Raw genomic sequence first — 15,902 nt, 5'->3', positions numbered from 1 at the left:
GGGGCGCTTGGCAAGCGGCGGCGGGGGCGGTTGTGGGCGGGTCTGTCCTTCGCTAACATCGGCCATCCACAGATCGGAACGCCCCATGCTGCCCATTCGACCGCGCCGCCCCCTGACCCTCAGAGACGTCTCCGAGGCGTCGGGCGTTTCGGAGATGACCGTCAGCCGGGTCCTGCGCAACCGGGGCGACGTGTCGGCGGCCACGCGTGAAAAGGTGCTGACCGCGGCCAAGACGCTTGGCTATGTTCCCAACAAGATCGCGGGCGGACTGGCCAGCCAGCGGGTCAACCTGGTCGCCGTGGTCATCCCGTCGCTGTCGAACCTGGTCTTTCCCGACGTGCTGGGCGGCATTTCGGCGGAGCTGGACGATACCGGCCTGCAGCCGGTGATCGGTGTCACCAACTATTCCCCCGCGCGCGAGGAGATGGTGCTGTACGACATGCTGTCCTGGCGGCCCTCGGGCGTGATCCTGGCGGGGCTGGAGCACAGCAAGGCGGCCCGCGCGATGCTGCAGAACTCAGGCCTGCCGGTGGTCGAGATCATGGATGTCGACGGCGAAGGGATCGACACGCTGGTCGGCATCTCTCATATCCGCGCCGGGCGCGAGATGGCCGACCGTATCCTGGCGGCGGGCTATCGCCGCATCGGTTTCGTGGGCACCCACATGCCCGAGGATCACCGCGCCCGCAAACGTTTGCTGGGCTTCGAGGAGGGGCTGGCCGCCGCCGGCGTCCAGCTGGAGGCGCGCGAATACTATCAGGGCGGATCGTCCCTGCTGAAGGGGCGTGAACTGACCGAGCGCATCCTGACCCGCGCGCCGGACCTCGATTTCCTGTATTTCTCGAACGACATGATCGGGGCAGGGGGGCTGCTGCACTGCATCGACCGCGGCTATGACGTGCCCGGCAGGCTGGGGCTGGCGGGGTTCAACGGGGTCGACCTGCTGGACGGGCTGCCGATGCGCCTGGCCACCACGGATGCACGGCGCGTCGATGTCGGGCGGCGCGCGGCGCGGCTGGTGTCTGGCAAGGACGCGGCGCCCAACAACCGCATCATCGCGCTGACGCCGACCTTTCTGCCCGGCGACACGATCCGCGACATCCCCGCCTGACGTCCCGCCTTGTGGGCCGCCCCCGCGCGGCCTATCTGTGGGCGATGCGTATTCCCGTCGTCTCCCGCCTGCTGTCCCGCAAGCCCCGCGTCGCGGTCATCCGCCTGTCCGGCACCATCGGTGGTGCGGGGCGCGGCGGCGGCCTGAACGATGCGGCCCTTGCCCCCGTGATCGAACGCGCGTTCCGGCGCGGCAAGCCCCTGGCCGTGGCGCTGATCATCAATTCGCCGGGCGGGTCGCCCGTGCAGTCGTCGCTGATCGCGGCGCGCATCCGCAGGCTGGCGGATGAGACCGACATCCCCGTCCATGCCTTCGTCGAGGACGTGGCCGCATCGGGCGGCTATTGGCTGGCCTGCGCGGCCGACGACATCTGGGCGGATGAAAGCTCGATCCTGGGGTCGATCGGGGTGATCTCGGCCGGGTTCGGGTTCGACCAGCTGATCCAGCGATGGGGCATCGAACGCCGCGTCCACACGGCCGGCACGTCGAAATCGACGTTGGACCCGTTCCGCCCGCAGGATCCCGACGACGTGGCCCGCCTGCACGCAATTCTCGAGCCGATCCACGAAGCGTTCAAGGACCATGTCCGCGCCCGTCGCGGCACCCGCCTGAACGCCGAACGCGACCTGTTTACCGGAGAGTTCTGGGCAGGGCTGGAATCCGTGCGCCTGGGGCTGGCCGACGGCATCGCCCATCCGGTCCCGCGGCTTAAGGCGCTGTACGGCGACAAGATCCGCTTCGAGGTGCACGGCATGCGCCGGCCGCTGCTGCGCCGCCTGGGCCTGTCCGCCGACCTTCTGATGGACGCGGCCGAGGATCGCGCCGCCTTCCAGCGGTTCGGCACCCGCGGATGATGCTGCGCATCGTCCTCCTGTTCCTGCTGGTCATGGTCGTCGTCGCCCTGCTGCGCGGACCGGGCCTGCGCCGTTTTCTGAAAAAATTCCTGGGGATCGACCATCGTGATCGTTGAACTGCTTCTGGTGCTGGGCGGACTGGCCCTTCTGGTTCTGGGGGGCGACCTGCTGGTCAAGGGCGCCGTCGGGCTGTCGCTGAAACTGGGCATGACGCCCTTGGTCGTGGGCCTGACCGTCGTGGCCTTCGGCACCTCGGCGCCCGAGCTGCTGGTGTCGCTGTCGGCGGCGCTGAAGGGGTCCAGCGGCATCGCCATGGGCAATGTCGTGGGTTCGAACATCGCCAACGTGCTTGTGATCCTGGGCGTGACCGCGCTGGTGTCGGTGATCGTCACCAAGGGGCACGACCTGCGCGAAAGCTGGGGGATGATGATCGCGGCCTCGCTGCTGCTGATCGGCATCGCCCTGACCGGAGAGATCGGGCGCCTTGAGGGCGTGATCCTGCTGCTGGCGCTGGCTGCGGTCCTGTGGCGGCAACTGTCCACAGGCCGCGCCGAGGAGACGCAGGCCGACGGCGTGGACGGCGCGACCCTGGGCGCGGGCTGGGGGCGCATCGCGGTCTGGCTGGGCCTGGGCCTGGTGCTGCTGCCGGTCGGGGCGAACCTGCTGGTCAATGGCGCGACCGACATCGCCCGCGCCTTCGGCATCAGCGAGACCGTGATCGGGCTGACGCTGGTCGCGATCGGTACGTCGTTGCCGGAACTGGCGGCCTCGGTCGCATCCGCGCTGAAGGGACGGGCGGACATGGCGCTTGGCAACGTGGTCGGCTCGAACATCTTCAACATCCTGGCCATTTTGGGGATCACCGCGGTCATCTCTCCGCTGCCCATCCCGCCCGAAATGCTGCGGCTGGACCTGTGGGTGATGCTGGGCGCGGCCCTGCTGCTGTTCCCGTTCCTGTTCCGCGGCATCAGCCTGACGCGGCCGGTGGGGGCATTGTTCGTGGCGGGCTATGCCGCCTATGCCTGGGTGCTGCTGTGACGGGCGTCGCGCTGGTCACGGGGGCGGCCCGCCGCCTTGGCCGCGCGATGACGCTGGAACTGGCGCGGCGCGGCCATGACGTGGCGATCCACTATGCCGGTTCGACCGACGATGCCGAGCGTACGGCCGCTGACGCACGCGCCCTGGGCGTCCGGGCGCAGACCTTCCGGGTCGACCTGCTGGACGCCGATGCGACCGCCGCGCTGGTCCCGGACGTCGCATCGGCGATGGGTCCGCTGACCGTGCTGGTCAACAATGCCTCGATCTTCGAATACGACACGATGCGCAGCGCGACGATGCAGGGTTGGGACCGGCACCTGGGGTCGAACCTTCGCGCGCCCTTCCAGCTGATGCAGGCCTTTGCCGCGCAATGCCCCAGGGCGCGCCCGGACGAGAACGGCGAGCCCCAGGCCGCGGGCCTGGTGGTGAACATGGTCGATCAGCGGGTGCTGAAGCCCACGCCAGAGTTCATGACCTATTCCATCGCCAAGGCCGCGCTGTGGTCGCTGACGCGCACCGCGGCGCAGGCCCTTGCGCCCGACATCCGCGTGAACGCCATCGGCCCCGGTCCGACCCTGCAGGGCGCCCGTCAGAGCGACCGCCATTTCGCCGCCCAGAGGGCTGCGACGGTGCTGGGCAGGGGGGCGGATGCGCAGGGGATCACCGACGCCCTGGGGTACTTCCTGGACGCGCGTGCGGTCACCGGACAGCTGATCTGCGTCGATGGCGGACAGCATCTGGGGTGGCGCACGCCCGACGTCCTGGGGCCGGAATAGGCCCGATCCGGAACGATCGGATCGTTTTGTCCACGGCACCCCGGCAGGCCCCTGCAAGATGCGGATTCTGCAAGATTTTTCTGTCCACAACGGGCCTGAATAAAAATTATCAAGCAATAACAATACCATTGTGATCTGCCTAAAATAAGGGCAACTTCACGGAACTGTAACGATTGCTGGCCCTGCGGGGTCATCCTCACAGCCCACCCACAGAATTATCCACAGATTCCGTGGAAAGCTTCCTTCTTGCCTTCGGTCCCCGGAACTTGCAGCGGGGCCGAGAATCACCAAGTTCACGTCATGACCCAGAAAACCGGCCACGCCCTCATCCAGGATTACCTTCGCACGCTGGACAGCAGTCCCGGCGTCTATCGCATGCTGGATGCCCAGCAGGCGGTTCTTTACGTGGGCAAGGCGCGCGACCTGCGGGCGCGGGTGTCGAACTATGCCCGGCCGTCGGGCCATTCGGGGCGCATCGCGCGGATGATCCGCGAGACGGCGTCGATGATGTTCCTGACCACGAACACCGAGACCGAGGCGCTGCTCTTGGAGCAGAACCTGATCAAGCAGCTCAAGCCGCGCTACAACGTGCTTCTGCGCGACGACAAGTCGTTCCCGAACATCCTGGTGGCCAAGTCCCACGACTATCCGCAGATCAAGAAGCATCGCGGCGCGAAGTCGGAAAAGGGCGACTATTACGGCCCCTTTGCCAGCGCGGGGGCGGTCAACCGCACACTGACCCAGCTGCAGCGCGTGTTCCTGCTGAGGAACTGCACCGACAGCGTGTTCGAGAGCCGCACACGCCCCTGCCTGCTGTTCCAGATCAAGCGGTGCAGCGCGCCCTGCGTGGGCCGCATCAGCGCGCCCGACTACAATGCGCTGGTTAATGACGCGGAACGGTTCCTGCAGGGCAAGACCACGACCATCCAGTCCGATCTGGCAACCGAGATGGCCCGCGCGGCCGAGAACATGGAATATGAGCGCGCGGCCGCCCTGCGTGACCGCATCAAGGCGCTGACCGCGGTGCAGTCGGTGCAGGCGATCAACCCCAAGGGCGTGGCCGAGGCTGACATCGTGGCCCTGCACATGGAGGGGGGGCAGGCCTGCGTGCAGGTCTTCTTCATCCGCGGCAATCAAAGCTGGGGAAATCGCGATTTCTATCCGCGCCTTGGCGGGGCCGAGAGCCCGGACGAGGTGATGCAGGCCTTCCTGATGCAGTTCTATGACAACACCCCGCCGCCGCGCCAGATCCTGCTGTCCCACCCGCCCGAGGATCCGGACCTGACCGCGGATGTCCTGTCCGAGCGCGCCCGCCGCAAGGTCGACGTGGCCGTTCCGCTGCGCGGCGAGAAGTCCGATCTGGTGACCAACGCGCTGCGCAACGCGCGCGAAAGCCTGGCGCGGCGCATGTCCGAAAGCGCCACCCAGCTGCGCCTGCTGGAGGGGCTGGCCGACGCGTTCGAGCTGCCCAGCCCGCCGCGCCGGATCGAGGTCTATGACAACAGCCACATCATGGGCACCAACGCGGTCGGCGGCATGATCGTTGCCGGGCCGGACGGCTGGATCAAGAACCAGTACCGCAAGTTCAACATCAAGGGCACCGAGATCACTCCCGGCGACGACTTCGGCATGATGAAGGAGGTGCTGACGCGCCGCTTCACCCGTCTGCTGAAGGACGATCCCGACCGCCAGACCGAGGCCTGGCCGGACCTGCTGCTGATCGACGGCGGCGCGGGGCAGGTGTCGGCCGTCCACGAGATCATGGCCGAACTGGGCGTCGAGGACATCCCGATGATCGGCGTCGCCAAGGGCCAGGACCGCGACCACGGTAAGGAGGAGTTCCACCGCCACGGCCAGCGCCCCTTCGCGCTGCGCATGAACGACCCGGTCCTGTACTTCGTCCAGCGCCTGCGCGACGAGGCGCACCGCTGGGCCATCGGCACTCACCGCGCCAAGCGCGCGAAATCGCAGATGGCCAACCCCCTGGACGAGATCGCGGGCATCGGCGCGTCGCGCAAGCGCGCCCTGCTGCAGCATTTCGGCAGCGCCAAGGCCGTGGGCCGCGCCGGGCTGACCGATCTGCAGGCGGCGCCGGGCATTTCCGCGGCGATGGCGCAAAAGGTCTATGACCACTTCAACGCCAAGGGATGACAGGTCCGGATCACAGCTTCGCCAGCGGCGCGTTGGCCCTTTCCAACGCCCGCGGCAGGGACTAGCGTGCGGCCATGCGTTGGAACCTTCCGAATATCCTGACCCTTCTGCGTCTGCTGGCGGCCCCCGGGGTCCCGCTGATGTTTCTGTACTTCCACAGGCCCTGGGCCGACTGGGCGGCGCTGGCGCTGTTCATGGGCGCGGCGATCACCGACTGGATCGACGGCTATCTGGCCCGCGCCTGGAAACAGGAAAGCCGCTTTGGCGCCGCGATGGACCCGATCGCGGACAAGGCCATGGTGGTCATCGCGCTGGTGGTCATCACCGGGTATTCCGGGATGAACCCCTGGCTGATCCTGCCGGTGACGATCATCCTGTTCCGCGAGGTCTTCGTGTCCGGCCTGCGCGAATACCTGGGCGACAAGTCGCGCCTGCTGGCGGTGACCAAGCTTGCGAAATGGAAGACGACCCTGCAGATGGTCGCCATCTCGATCCTGTTCCTGGCCACGGGCCTGGCCTATGTCGAACACGGCCTGGCCCCCCGCGTGGGCGAGGTCGGGCTGATCTGGTCGGGCAGCTGGGCGGCGCTTGCCACCTATGCCGGCCTGACGCTGATCTGGATCGCCGCGGCGCTGACGGCCTGGACGGGCTGGGACTATTTCATCAAGGCGCTGCCCTATCTGAAGGATTCCCGTCGTGACGGTTGAGGTCCTGTATTTCGCCTGGCTGCGCGAACGCATCGGCCACCCCCGCGAAACCGTGCAGACGGAGGCTGCGACCCCGCGCGCGCTGATCGCCGAACTGGTCGCGCAGTCTGACGGGCATGCCGCGGCCTTTGGCGACATCGCGGCCCTGCGCTGCGCCGTGGACCAGCAGCTGACCGATCTGGACGCGCCCCTGGCCGGCGCCCGCGAGGTCGCGTTCTTCCCGCCGATGACGGGCGGCTGATGAGCGCCCGCGTCCAGTCCGACCCCTTCGATCTGGCGTCAGAACTTGCGGGCTTTGGCGCGGGGGCCGGGGCGGTCGTCACCTTCACCGGCATCGTGCGCGACGACGGCGGCATGCTGGACGCGCTCGAGATCGAGCATTACCCCGGCATGACCGAACGCGCGCTGACCGATCACGGCCTGGCCGCCGCATCGCGCTTCGGGCTGGCCGACTGGCGCATCGTCCATCGCCACGGCCGCATCCCGGTGGGGGGACAGATCATGATGGTCGCCACCGCCGCCCGCCATCGCCGTGCAGCATTCGACGCGGCCGATTTCCTGATGGACTGGCTGAAATCCCGCGCCCCCTTCTGGAAGCGCGAGATTGCGCGCGACGGCACCACAGGCTGGGTCGCCGCCCGCCCCGAGGACGAGGACGCGCTGACCCGGTGGTGAACGTCTTCGTCATCCGAATACCCATGCCCGGCCGCCGCCAGTGATCCGGCCTGACCTGCGCGGCCTGCTGCGCACCCATTCCGAACTGCTGATCTTTGCGGCGCTGGCCCTGGCCGCGCTGTGGGTGGCTTTTTGGGGTGGCTGGTTCTTTGCGGTCCTGGGCGGGGCTGGGGCATTGGTTGCGGGCAGCCTGGCCTTGGGGGCACTGCGCCGCACGCCGTTTCGCCGCCCCGTCGCCGCCCCCGGCGTGGTCGAGATCGTCGAGGGGGCGATCCGCTATTACGGCGCGACCGACATGGGCGGAGAGATTCCCCTGCGCGACCTGATAGAGATCCGCCTGCTGCGGCTGGACGGCCATGCGCATTGGCGCCTGCGCAGCCAGTCGGGCGAGGCGTTGCTGATCCCCGCCGACGCGGCGGGGGCCGGGGCGCTGGCCGATGCCTTCACCGCGCTGCCCGGTCTGGACATGGGCGCGGTGTCGGCAGCACTGGCGCAGGTGGCCCGACAGCAGGACGCGATGCGCACCGTTTGGCGGAGGCCGGGCTGAGGCGGCTTGACTTGGCCCGTCCGCGTTGCCACCTGTGACCGACCGGAAACCCTTGAAAGGCCTCATCGTCCATGTCCATTCCCCAGCAGGGCGGAGGCCCCATCGAACATCGTGACCAGCTGGCCGCCTATATCGCCAGCGGCGAGAAGCCGAAGGACGCCTGGCGCATCGGCGTCGAGCACGAGAAATTCGGCTATGACGACGCGCGCAAGATGCCGCTGCCCTATGAGGGTCCCGTATCGATCACGGCCATGCTGGAGGGGCTGCGCGACCGCTTCAACTGGACCCCGGTTCTCGAGGCCGGCAAGCTGATCGGGCTGGAGCGCGACGGCGCCAATGTCAGCCTGGAGCCCGGCGGCCAGCTGGAACTGTCCGGTGCACCGCTGGAGACGATCCACCAGACCTGCGACGAGGTGAACGGCCACTTGGCCGAGGTCGAGGCCGTCGCCGCAGATATCGGCGCGGGCTTCATCGGCCTGGGTGCAGCGCCGATCTGGGGCCAGGATGACATGCCGATGATGCCCAAGGGGCGGTATCGGCTGATGACCGACTATATGGGTCGGGTAGGTACGCTTGGCACGCAGATGATGTACCGGACCTGCACGGTGCAGGTGAACCTGGATTTCGCGTCCGAGGCCGACATGGTCCGGAAGATGCGCGTGGCCCTGGCGCTGCAGCCGGTGGCCACGGCGCTGTTCGCCAATTCGCCCTTCCTGGACGGCAAGCCCAACGGGATGAAATCCTGGCGCGCGCATATCTGGCAGAACCTGGATGCGGCGCGGACCGGCATGCTGCCCTTCGTCTTCGAGGAGGGGTTCGGCTATGAGGCCTGGGTGGACTACGTCTTGGACGTGCCCATGTATTTCGTCTATCGCGACGGAAAGTACATCGACGCCCTGGGCCAGAGTTTCCGCGATTTCCTGAAGGGCCGGCTGCCGGCCCTGCCGGGCGAGGTGCCGACCCTGTCGGACTGGGCCGATCACATGACCACCGTGTTCCCCGAGGCGCGCGTCAAGAAGTACATCGAGATGCGCGGGGCCGATGGCGGCCCGTGGCGCAGGCTCTGCGCGCTGCCTGCGCTGTGGGTCGGGCTGACCTATGACCAAGGGGCGCTGGATGCGGCATGGGACGTGGTCAAGGGATGGGACGCCGAGACCCGCGAGGCGCTGCGCCGGTCGGCGGGTCGTGACGGCCTGCAGGCGCAGGCGGGAGGCGTGAAGATGCACGACCTGGCCCGCGAGGTCCTGACCATTGCCGAGGGCGGGCTGAAGGCCCGCGCCCGGTCGGGCAACGACGGCCTGGTCCCCGACGAGACGCATTTTCTGAACGCGCTGAAGGAAAGCGTCGACAGCGGCAAGGTCCCCGCCGACGAGTTGCTGGAGAAGTATCGCGGCGCCTGGAGCGGCGACCTGACGCGGATCTACGACGAATATTCCTACTGATCGCCGATTGCGTCCCGCGACGTGCCGGGGGGACGTCCCGTCCCCCCGGACCCCCCTTGGGCGTCCCGCATGACGGATGCCGACGCACGCGAGTGTGAGCCGCGCCTGTCCGCGATGTCTTGATCTGCGGCGCCGGTGGTGGCACCCCGGCGAAAAAGATGCGGGGGCATGCGATGCGCGGTGATGTGATGCAATGGGTCGGCCGGTTGGTGGCCGCGGTCTTTGGGCTGGGGGTGCTGGCGCTGCTGGCGGCGGTCGTGCTGCTGATCCGGCAGGCCGAGGGGGTGCCGCCCTGGCCGATCCTTCTGGGGCTGGTGGGTCTGGTCGCACTGATCCTGCTGGCGGGGGCCTGCCTTGCACTGATCTCGATCGCGGTGTCGGCGCGGCGGGGTGTCGATGCGCTGCAGCGGTTGGGCGGCACGCTGCCCGTCGCCGCCGTCGAACCCGAGGCCGCCCCGCCGATGCAGGGGCCGTTCACCCCAACCGGTCTGGCCGCCGCGCCCGTGCGCGCCGTGCGTCCGGGACGCGGCCTGGTCGCCAAGCGCTGAGCGTTACTTGCGGCCGATCCGGGGTTCGGTACCGGCCAGAAGGCGGCTGATATTGGCATGGTGCCGGATGAAGATCAGCACCGCCATGAAGGCCGCGACCGCCGCGATGTCGGTCCGCCCCAGGCCCCAGGCAAAGACCGGGGCCAGCGCGGCCGCCAGAAGCGCGCTGAGGCTGCTGATCCGGGTGATTGCGGCGGTCAGCGCCCAGGTCGCGCAGGCGATCAGGCCCAAAGGCCAGTTCAGCGCGATCACCGTCCCGAGGAACGTGGCGACGCCCTTGCCGCCCTTGAAGCGCAGCCAGATGGGGAAGCAATGGCCTAGGAAGGCCGCGCCGCCGGCCAGGATCGCGGCGGTTTCTCCGGCGAAATGGCGGGCCAGCATGACCGCGATGGCGCCCTTGCCCGAATCCAGCAGCAGCGTGGCCAGCGCGGCGCCCTTGTTGCCCGTCCGCAGCACGTTGGTCGCGCCGATGTTGCCGGAGCCGATCTGGCGCAGATCGCCCAGGCCCAGGGCGCGCGTGATGACCAGGCCGAAGGGGACAGAGCCCAGAAGATAGCCGAAGATCGCCCAGAGGATCATGCGTGTTCTCCGAAGACGGGGGTGCCCGCGACCCAGGTGCCCAGGACGCGGCCCTGCATGCGTGCGCCGTCGAAGGGAGTGTTCTTCGATTTGGACAAAAGCGCGAAGCGGTCCAGAACGAAGGGCGCGTCGGGGTCAAACAGCACCAGATCGGCGGGGGCGCCGTCGGACAGGCGACCCGCCGAGAGGCCCAGCCTGCGCGCCGGGTTCAGCGCCATGGCGCGGAACAGCTGGGGCAGGGTCAGGCCGCCCTGGTGATACAGGCGCAGGGCCGCGGGCAGCAGGGTCTGCAGGCCCACGGCGCCGGGGGCCGCGGCCTCGAAGGGCAGGCGTTTCGATTCCTCGTCCTGGGGCGTGTGAAAGCTGGCGATGGTGTCGATCAGGCCCTGGGCCACGGCATCGACCATGGACAGACGGTCATCCTCGGACCGCAGGGGGGGCGTGAAGCGGAAGAAGGTCCGGTAATCGCCCACGTCGAACTCGTTCAGAGTCAGGTGGTGAATCGAGATCCCCGCCGTCACGTCCAGCCCTGCATCGCGTGCCCGCGCCAGGGCCGGCAGGCTGGCGGCCACGGTGATCTGGTCGGCGTGATAGCGCCCGCGCGTCATCGCGACCAGGGCCAGGTCGCGGTCCAAGCCCATCACCTCGGCCATGGGGGACACGGCGGGGATGCCATAGAGGGAGGCGAACTTGCCGCTGGTGGCCGCAGCCCCCGCCGACAGGGACGGGTCCTGCGGATGGCCCACGATCAGCGCGTCCAAACCGCGCGCATAGGTCATGCAGCGGCCCAAGAGCTTGGTGTCGCGCACCACCCGCACGCCGTCGGTGAAGGCCACCGCGCCCAGATCGGTCAGGAACCCGATTTCGGTCATCTCGCGGCCTTCGCGGGCCTTGGTCAGGGCGGCCATGTGGCGGATGTGGACGGGCGCATCGCTGGCGCGGCGGGCGACGAATTCCAGCGCCTCGGGCGTGTCGATGGGGGGCGTGGTGTCGGGGCGCGCGATGATCGTGGTGACGCCGCCCGCCGCAGCGGCACGGCCCGCGCTGCGGAAGCTTTCCTTGTGGCGTTCGCCCGGCTCGCCGATCTTGACGCCCCAGTCGATCAGGCCGGGCGCCAGCGCGCGGCCGCGACAGTCGATGACGGAGGCGCCTTCGGGGGCGGCTTCCTCGGGCGCGCCGCGTCCGGCGATGCGACCGTCGGTGACGCGCAGGCTGCCGATGTCGTCGGTCTGGGCCTCGGGGTCGATCAGGCGGGCGTTGCGGAAGATCAGGTCCATCACGATTCTCCGGCGGCGGCGCGGCCACGGCTGGCGCGCAGGTTGCGGGCCAGCAGGTCCAGGGCGGCCATGCGGACGGCGACGCCCATCTCGACCTGGTCCTGGATGACGCTGCGGTTGATGTCGTCGGCGATGGTGCCGTCGATCTCGACGCCCCGGTTCATGGGACCCGGATGCATGACGATCGCGTCGGGCGCGGCCAGGGCCAGCTTTTCCGCATCCAGCCCGAAGCGGTGGAAATATTCGCGCTCGGACGGGATGAAGCCGCCATCCATCCGCTCTTTCTGCAGGCGCAGCATCATGACGACGTCGGCGCCGCGCAGCCCCTCGCGCATGTCCTCGTACAGTTCGACCCCCATGTCCGCCACGCCGGCGGGCATCAGCGTCGCGGGACCGATCAGGCGGATGCGGTTCTCCATCTTGCCCAGCAGGATCAGGTTCGACCGGGCCACGCGGCTGTGGGCGATGTCGCCGCAGATGGCGATGGTCAGGCGCTGCAGCCGCCCCTTGGCGCGGCGGATGGTCAGCGCGTCCAGCAGGGCCTGGGTCGGATGCTCGTGCCGCCCGTCGCCTGCGTTGATGACCGCGCAGTTCACCTTCTCCGCCAGCAGGTTCACCGCGCCGGAATGCGGGTGGCGCACCACCAGAAGGTCGGGCTGCATCGCGTTCAGCGTCAGCGCCGTGTCGATCAGCGTCTCGCCCTTCTTCACCGACGACTGCGCCACGGCCATGTTCATCACGTCCGCGCCCAACCGCTTTCCTGCCAGTTCGAAGCTGGCCTGGGTGCGGGTCGAGTTCTCGAAGAACATGTTGATCTGGGTCATGCCGGCCAGCGCATCGGAATGCTTGACCGTGCGACGGTTCAGGCTGACGTAATCCTCGGACAGATCCAACAGCGACACGATCTCGTCGGGCTTGAGATGGTCGATGCCCAGAAGATGGCGGGCGCGAAAGCTCATCGGTGGCCTCCTGGGGTCGGTGTTCGCGCGATCTATCGCAGATGGGGGCAGGGGCGGCAAGCCGCGCGGACCCGCCCCGCCGCCGCCTTTCCGCCGATGCGGCGCGAAATGTTGCAGGGCGTGCAATGCCGCCCCTTGCCGCATTTTGCGGCTGCGGATATGGCAGGACGATGCACAGCCGATACCGCCCCCATGTTCTTGCGACCCTGTCGTTGGGCCTGCCGCTGATCGGCAGCCACCTGGCGCGCATGGCCATCGGCGTGGGCGACACGGTCATGGTCGGCTGGTACGGGGTCGAGCCGCTGGCCGCCCTGGTCATCGCGACCAGCTTCTTCCACATCCTGTTCTTTCTGGGCATGGGCTTTGGCATCGGCGTGCTGGGCCTCATCGCCGCCCATGTCGCCGCCGGCCGAGAGACCGAGGTCCGCCGCGGGGCCCGGATGGCGCTGTGGCTGTCGGCCGGCTATGCCCTGGCCGTGATGCCGCTGATGTGGTGGTCCGAACCGATCCTGCAGGCGCTGGGCCAGACCGACACGGTCAGCGCGCTGGCGCAGGATTACCTGCGCATCGCGGGCTGGGGCCTGGCGGTGGTCCTGGGCCAGCTGACCCTGTCATCCTATCTGGCCGCGCTGGAGCGGACGCAGGTCGTCATGTGGGTCACCCTGGCCGGGCTGCCGTTGAACCTGGCGCTGAACTGGGTGCTGATCTTCGGCAACCTGGGCGCGCCCGAACTGGGCGTGCGCGGCGCCGCCATCGCCAGCGTCACCGTCCAGGTGGTCCAGCTGCTGGCCCTGATCGCCTATGCGGGCTGGGTGCCCGTCGCGCGCAAGTATAACCTGTTCCAGCGCTTCTGGCGCCCCGACTGGCAGGCCATGCGCCAGATCGCGCGGATCGGCTGGCCCATCGGCCTGACCATGGTGGCCGAGGGCGGGCTGTTCGTCGCCTCGAACATCATGATGGGCTGGATCGGGACGCCCCAGCTGGCCGCCCACGGCATCGCGCTGCAGATCACCTCGATCACCTTCATGGCGCATCTTGGGCTCTCCAACGCCGCGACCGTCCGGGTGGGCCAGGCCAAGGGCCGCGGCGATCGCGCCTGGATGCGCGATGCGGCGGTCACGGTCGTGTGGATGTCGCTGGCCTTTGCCGCCGTGGCCATCATGCTGTACCTGCTGTTCGCCGAACAGCTGGTGCGGCTGTATCTGGACCCGACCGATCCGCAGGCCCCGCAGATCGTGGCGCTTGGTGCGATGCTGCTGATGTATGCCGCGCTGTTCCAGCTGACCGATGCGTTCCAGGTGATCGCCCTGGGCTTCCTGCGCGGGGTCCAGGACACGCAGGTGCCGATGTGGATCGCGGGCTTCAGCTATTGGGTCGTGGGCATGCCGGTGGCCTGGGCGCTGGCCTTTCCCCTGGGCTTCGGCCCCGCGGGCCTGTGGCTGGGCCTGTGCGTCGGGCTGACCTTTGCCGCGGTGCTGCTGATGCGGCGGTTCTGGCGCGGCCACGCGCGCGGGGACTGGACCCGCGCCGCGGCCACGGTCTAACCTGCCCCCAAACAGGAGCTTTTTCATGCGCGCCGTCTTCGTCCAGTTCCGCTGCGAGCCCGGCAGGACCTATCAGGTCGCCGAGGCCATCTACGACCGCGAGGTCGTCAGCGAGCTTTATTCCACCTCCGGCGATTTCGACCTGATCGCCAAGGTCTACATCCCCGAGGACCAGGATGTCGGCCGCTTCCTGTCGGACCGGCTGTTCGACATCCCCCATATCAGCCGCACCCTGACCACCATGACCTTTCGCGCGTTCTGATGCCGCCCTTTGCGCCCCTGGTGGCGGGCCTGCCCGCGACCGTGCCCTTTGTCGGCCCCGAAACCCTGGAACGCCGCCGCGGCGTGCCCTTCGCCGCCCGCCTTGGCGCGAACGAGAGCGCGTTCGGACCCAGCCCGCTGGCCGCCCGCGCCATGCGCGAGGCCGTGGGCCAGGTCTGGAAATACGGCGACGCGCCCAGCTTTGATCTGTCCCGCGCGCTGGCGGCCCATCACCGCACCACCCCGGACAGCATCATGGTCGGAGAGGGCATCGACGGCCTGCTGGGCAACCTGGTGCGGATGATGGTCGCGCCGGGCGATGCGGTGGTCACCTCGGACGGGGCCTATCCAACCTTCAACTATCACGTCGCGGGCTTCGGTGGGGTGCTGCACAAGGTCCCCTATCGCGACGACGCCGAAGATCCCGACGCCTTGGTCGCGCGCGCCCATGCCACTGGCGCGCGGCTGCTTTATCTGGCCAATCCCGACAATCCGATGGGCACCTGGCACGACGGCACGGTGATCGCGGCGATGCTGGACCGGATGCCGGCCGACTGCCTGCTGGTGCTGGACCAGGCCTATGCGGAATTCGCGCCGGCCTCGGCCATTCCCGACATCGCGGCGGACGATCCGCGGGTGATCCGCATGCGGACCTTCTCCAAGGCCTATGGCCTGGCCGGGGCGCGCATCGGCTATGCGATCGGCGCGCCGGACCTGATCGCGGGCTTTGACCGGGTGCGCAACCATTTCGGGGTGAACCGCATCGCCCAGGCCGGGGCGCTGGCCGCACTGGCCGACCAGGGCTGGCTGGCCCATGTCGTGGCCGAGGTTCAGGCCGCCCGGCTGCGCATCGCCGATATCGGCGCCGCCAGCGGCCTGACCGCGCTGCCCTCGGCCACGAATTTCGTGGCGCTGGACACCCATCGCGATGGCGACTTTGCCCGCGCCCTGATCGCCGCGCTGGAGCGCGAGGGCGTGTTCGCCCGCATGCCGGGTGTCGCCCCCCTGGACCGCTGCATCCGTATCAGCGCCGCACCGATCCACGAACTGGACGTGTTCGAGGACGCGCTGCCTCGCGCGCTGGCCGCCCTCAGTCCCGCATGAAGCGGCGTCGGGCCTCCTCGGCGATGGCCTGACGCATCTGCAGCCGCGCGATCTCGGCCAGCAGGGCCGCGCGTTCGGGGCCCTCGGGCATGTCGGACAGGCGAGCCCGCGCGGCGATCACCTGCTTCTTCAGCACGATCTCGGGCGGCAGCACCCCGGCCTGCGCCATGATCCGGAACCCCGCCGCCGTGGAATCCGTCTCGACGGGCCGGTCGGGCAGGGGCCTGCCCTCGCCCTCAAGCCCCGTCAGCTTGCCCTCGGCGCGGGCCTTCAGCATCATCCGTTCGGCGATCCGCTCCAGCCAGCCCATCCGCGCCTCCCTTGCGCCT

Annotated in this window: 18 protein-coding genes; 14 read left to right on the top strand and 4 right to left on the bottom strand. The window is 68.8% G+C overall.

The features are described 5' to 3' along the window. Window positions 1-85: 85 nt before the first annotated feature. The 11 genes from FHD67_RS09315 (at window position 86) to FHD67_RS09265 (ending at window position 9,849) form a co-directional block, all read left to right on the top strand. Window positions 86-1,111, top strand: a complete 1,026-nt coding sequence (locus FHD67_RS09315; protein WP_176695087.1) for a LacI family DNA-binding transcriptional regulator — start codon at window positions 86-88, stop codon at window positions 1,109-1,111. Between the two features lie 44 nt (window positions 1,112-1,155). After that, window positions 1,156-1,965 carry a S49 family peptidase gene (locus tag FHD67_RS09310; RefSeq protein ID WP_139598552.1) on the top strand — a complete coding sequence of 270 codons (810 nt, stop codon included), beginning with the start codon at window positions 1,156-1,158 and terminating at the stop codon, window positions 1,963-1,965. A 105-nt stretch (window positions 1,966-2,070) separates the two neighbouring features. Beyond that, window positions 2,071-3,003, top strand: coding sequence for a calcium/sodium antiporter (locus FHD67_RS09305; RefSeq protein WP_045981070.1), 933 nt, complete (start codon window positions 2,071-2,073; stop codon window positions 3,001-3,003). Between the two features lie 47 nt (window positions 3,004-3,050). Beyond that, complete coding sequence (locus FHD67_RS09300) at window positions 3,051-3,779, top strand: SDR family oxidoreductase (protein WP_246071274.1); 729 nt, start codon at window positions 3,051-3,053, stop codon at window positions 3,777-3,779. 300 nt (window positions 3,780-4,079) lie between these two features. Then, window positions 4,080-5,930, top strand: a complete 1,851-nt coding sequence (gene uvrC / locus FHD67_RS09295; protein WP_139598529.1) for an excinuclease ABC subunit UvrC — start codon at window positions 4,080-4,082, stop codon at window positions 5,928-5,930. Between the two features lie 74 nt (window positions 5,931-6,004). Next, window positions 6,005-6,637: a CDP-diacylglycerol--glycerol-3-phosphate 3-phosphatidyltransferase gene (pgsA, locus tag FHD67_RS09290; RefSeq protein WP_045981072.1), complete on the top strand. Its 633-nt coding sequence runs from the start codon at window positions 6,005-6,007 to the stop codon at window positions 6,635-6,637. Continuing rightward, entirely contained in the window at window positions 6,627-6,878 is a 252-nt protein-coding gene (gene moaD / locus FHD67_RS09285; RefSeq protein ID WP_045981073.1) for a molybdopterin converting factor subunit 1, read from the top strand. The genes pgsA and moaD overlap by 11 nt, the downstream gene beginning before the upstream one ends. Beyond that, a complete protein-coding gene (locus tag FHD67_RS09280; protein ID WP_139598528.1) occupies window positions 6,878-7,312 on the top strand; it encodes a molybdenum cofactor biosynthesis protein MoaE in 435 nt (144 codons plus the stop codon). The genes moaD and FHD67_RS09280 overlap by 1 nt, the downstream gene beginning before the upstream one ends. A 40-nt stretch (window positions 7,313-7,352) precedes the next feature. Continuing rightward, a complete protein-coding gene (locus tag FHD67_RS09275) occupies window positions 7,353-7,859 on the top strand; it encodes a hypothetical protein (protein ID WP_139598527.1) in 507 nt (168 codons plus the stop codon). Window positions 7,860-7,930: 71 nt separating this feature from the next. Continuing rightward, complete coding sequence (locus FHD67_RS09270) at window positions 7,931-9,301, top strand: glutamate--cysteine ligase (protein WP_046000002.1); 1,371 nt, start codon at window positions 7,931-7,933, stop codon at window positions 9,299-9,301. A 173-nt stretch (window positions 9,302-9,474) separates the two neighbouring features. Next, window positions 9,475-9,849 (top strand): hypothetical protein, encoded by a 375-nt coding sequence (locus FHD67_RS09265; protein WP_045981077.1) that lies wholly within the window; start codon window positions 9,475-9,477, stop codon window positions 9,847-9,849. Window positions 9,850-9,852: 3 nt separating this feature from the next. Here the strand turns inward: FHD67_RS09265 and plsY are convergent, their stop codons facing one another. The 3 genes from plsY to FHD67_RS09250 are packed head-to-tail and all read right to left on the bottom strand — an operon-like array spanning window position 9,853 to window position 12,664. Next, window positions 9,853-10,428, bottom strand: coding sequence for a glycerol-3-phosphate 1-O-acyltransferase PlsY (gene plsY, locus FHD67_RS09260; RefSeq protein ID WP_046000003.1), 576 nt, complete (start codon window positions 10,426-10,428; stop codon window positions 9,853-9,855). Beyond that, window positions 10,425-11,705, bottom strand: a complete 1,281-nt coding sequence (pyrC, locus tag FHD67_RS09255; RefSeq protein ID WP_046000004.1) for a dihydroorotase — start codon at window positions 11,703-11,705, stop codon at window positions 10,425-10,427. Before pyrC ends, plsY begins: the two co-directional genes overlap by 4 nt. Next, entirely contained in the window at window positions 11,705-12,664 is a 960-nt protein-coding gene (locus FHD67_RS09250) for an aspartate carbamoyltransferase catalytic subunit (RefSeq protein WP_045981080.1), read from the bottom strand. The genes pyrC and FHD67_RS09250 overlap by 1 nt, the downstream gene beginning before the upstream one ends. A gap of 170 nt (window positions 12,665-12,834) precedes the next feature. On the opposite strand from FHD67_RS09250, the gene FHD67_RS09245 reads away from it, so the two are divergent. From FHD67_RS09245 to FHD67_RS09235, 3 genes are read left to right on the top strand one after another with little or no spacing between them, the layout of a single operon-like run. Then, window positions 12,835-14,208 (top strand): MATE family efflux transporter, encoded by a 1,374-nt coding sequence (locus FHD67_RS09245; RefSeq protein WP_046000005.1) that lies wholly within the window; start codon window positions 12,835-12,837, stop codon window positions 14,206-14,208. A 25-nt stretch (window positions 14,209-14,233) separates the two neighbouring features. Continuing rightward, window positions 14,234-14,470 (top strand): Lrp/AsnC ligand binding domain-containing protein, encoded by a 237-nt coding sequence (locus FHD67_RS09240; protein WP_045981082.1) that lies wholly within the window; start codon window positions 14,234-14,236, stop codon window positions 14,468-14,470. Further along, window positions 14,470-15,573: a pyridoxal phosphate-dependent aminotransferase gene (locus tag FHD67_RS09235; protein WP_139598526.1), complete on the top strand. Its 1,104-nt coding sequence runs from the start codon at window positions 14,470-14,472 to the stop codon at window positions 15,571-15,573. Before FHD67_RS09240 ends, FHD67_RS09235 begins: the two co-directional genes overlap by 1 nt. Here the strand turns inward: FHD67_RS09235 and FHD67_RS09230 are convergent. Further along, window positions 15,560-15,883 carry a DnaJ family domain-containing protein gene (locus FHD67_RS09230; RefSeq protein ID WP_139598525.1) on the bottom strand — a complete coding sequence of 108 codons (324 nt, stop codon included), beginning with the start codon at window positions 15,881-15,883 and terminating at the stop codon, window positions 15,560-15,562. The two genes, FHD67_RS09235 and FHD67_RS09230, sit on opposite strands and share 14 nt — an antisense overlap. Between the last annotated feature and the right edge of the window lie 19 nt (window positions 15,884-15,902).

Origin of the sequence: Paracoccus haeundaensis (genome assembly GCF_006239215.1) — a bacterium.
In the GTDB taxonomy this organism is placed as follows: Bacteria; Pseudomonadota; Alphaproteobacteria; order Rhodobacterales; family Rhodobacteraceae; genus Paracoccus; species Paracoccus marcusii.
Note: the sequence above shows the minus strand (reverse complement) of the source record. Positions and strands in the feature narration are given on the sequence as shown.

Bases quoted from the DNA above. Each gene is read 5' to 3' on its own strand.
- FHD67_RS09315 (WP_176695087.1), top strand. From the start codon at position 86: ATGCTGCCCATTCGACCGCGCCGCCCCCTGACCCTCAGAGACGTCTCC.
- FHD67_RS09310 (WP_139598552.1), top strand. From the start codon at position 1,156: ATGCGTATTCCCGTCGTCTCCCGCCTGCTGTCCCGCAAGCCCCGCGTC.
- FHD67_RS09300 (WP_246071274.1), top strand. From the start codon at position 3,051: ATGACGCTGGAACTGGCGCGGCGCGGCCATGACGTGGCGATCCACTAT.
- uvrC (WP_139598529.1), top strand. From the start codon at position 4,080: ATGACCCAGAAAACCGGCCACGCCCTCATCCAGGATTACCTTCGCACG.
- pgsA (WP_045981072.1), top strand. From the start codon at position 6,005: ATGCGTTGGAACCTTCCGAATATCCTGACCCTTCTGCGTCTGCTGGCG.
- FHD67_RS09280 (WP_139598528.1), top strand. From the start codon at position 6,878: ATGAGCGCCCGCGTCCAGTCCGACCCCTTCGATCTGGCGTCAGAACTT.
- FHD67_RS09270 (WP_046000002.1), top strand. From the start codon at position 7,931: ATGTCCATTCCCCAGCAGGGCGGAGGCCCCATCGAACATCGTGACCAG.
- FHD67_RS09265 (WP_045981077.1), top strand. From the start codon at position 9,475: ATGCGCGGTGATGTGATGCAATGGGTCGGCCGGTTGGTGGCCGCGGTC.
- plsY (WP_046000003.1), bottom strand. From the start codon at position 10,428: ATGATCCTCTGGGCGATCTTCGGCTATCTTCTGGGCTCTGTCCCCTTC.
- pyrC (WP_046000004.1), bottom strand. From the start codon at position 11,705: ATGGACCTGATCTTCCGCAACGCCCGCCTGATCGACCCCGAGGCCCAG.
- FHD67_RS09250 (WP_045981080.1), bottom strand. From the start codon at position 12,664: ATGAGCTTTCGCGCCCGCCATCTTCTGGGCATCGACCATCTCAAGCCC.
- FHD67_RS09245 (WP_046000005.1), top strand. From the start codon at position 12,835: ATGCACAGCCGATACCGCCCCCATGTTCTTGCGACCCTGTCGTTGGGC.
- FHD67_RS09240 (WP_045981082.1), top strand. From the start codon at position 14,234: ATGCGCGCCGTCTTCGTCCAGTTCCGCTGCGAGCCCGGCAGGACCTAT.
- FHD67_RS09235 (WP_139598526.1), top strand. From the start codon at position 14,470: ATGCCGCCCTTTGCGCCCCTGGTGGCGGGCCTGCCCGCGACCGTGCCC.
- FHD67_RS09230 (WP_139598525.1), bottom strand. From the start codon at position 15,883: ATGGGCTGGCTGGAGCGGATCGCCGAACGGATGATGCTGAAGGCCCGC.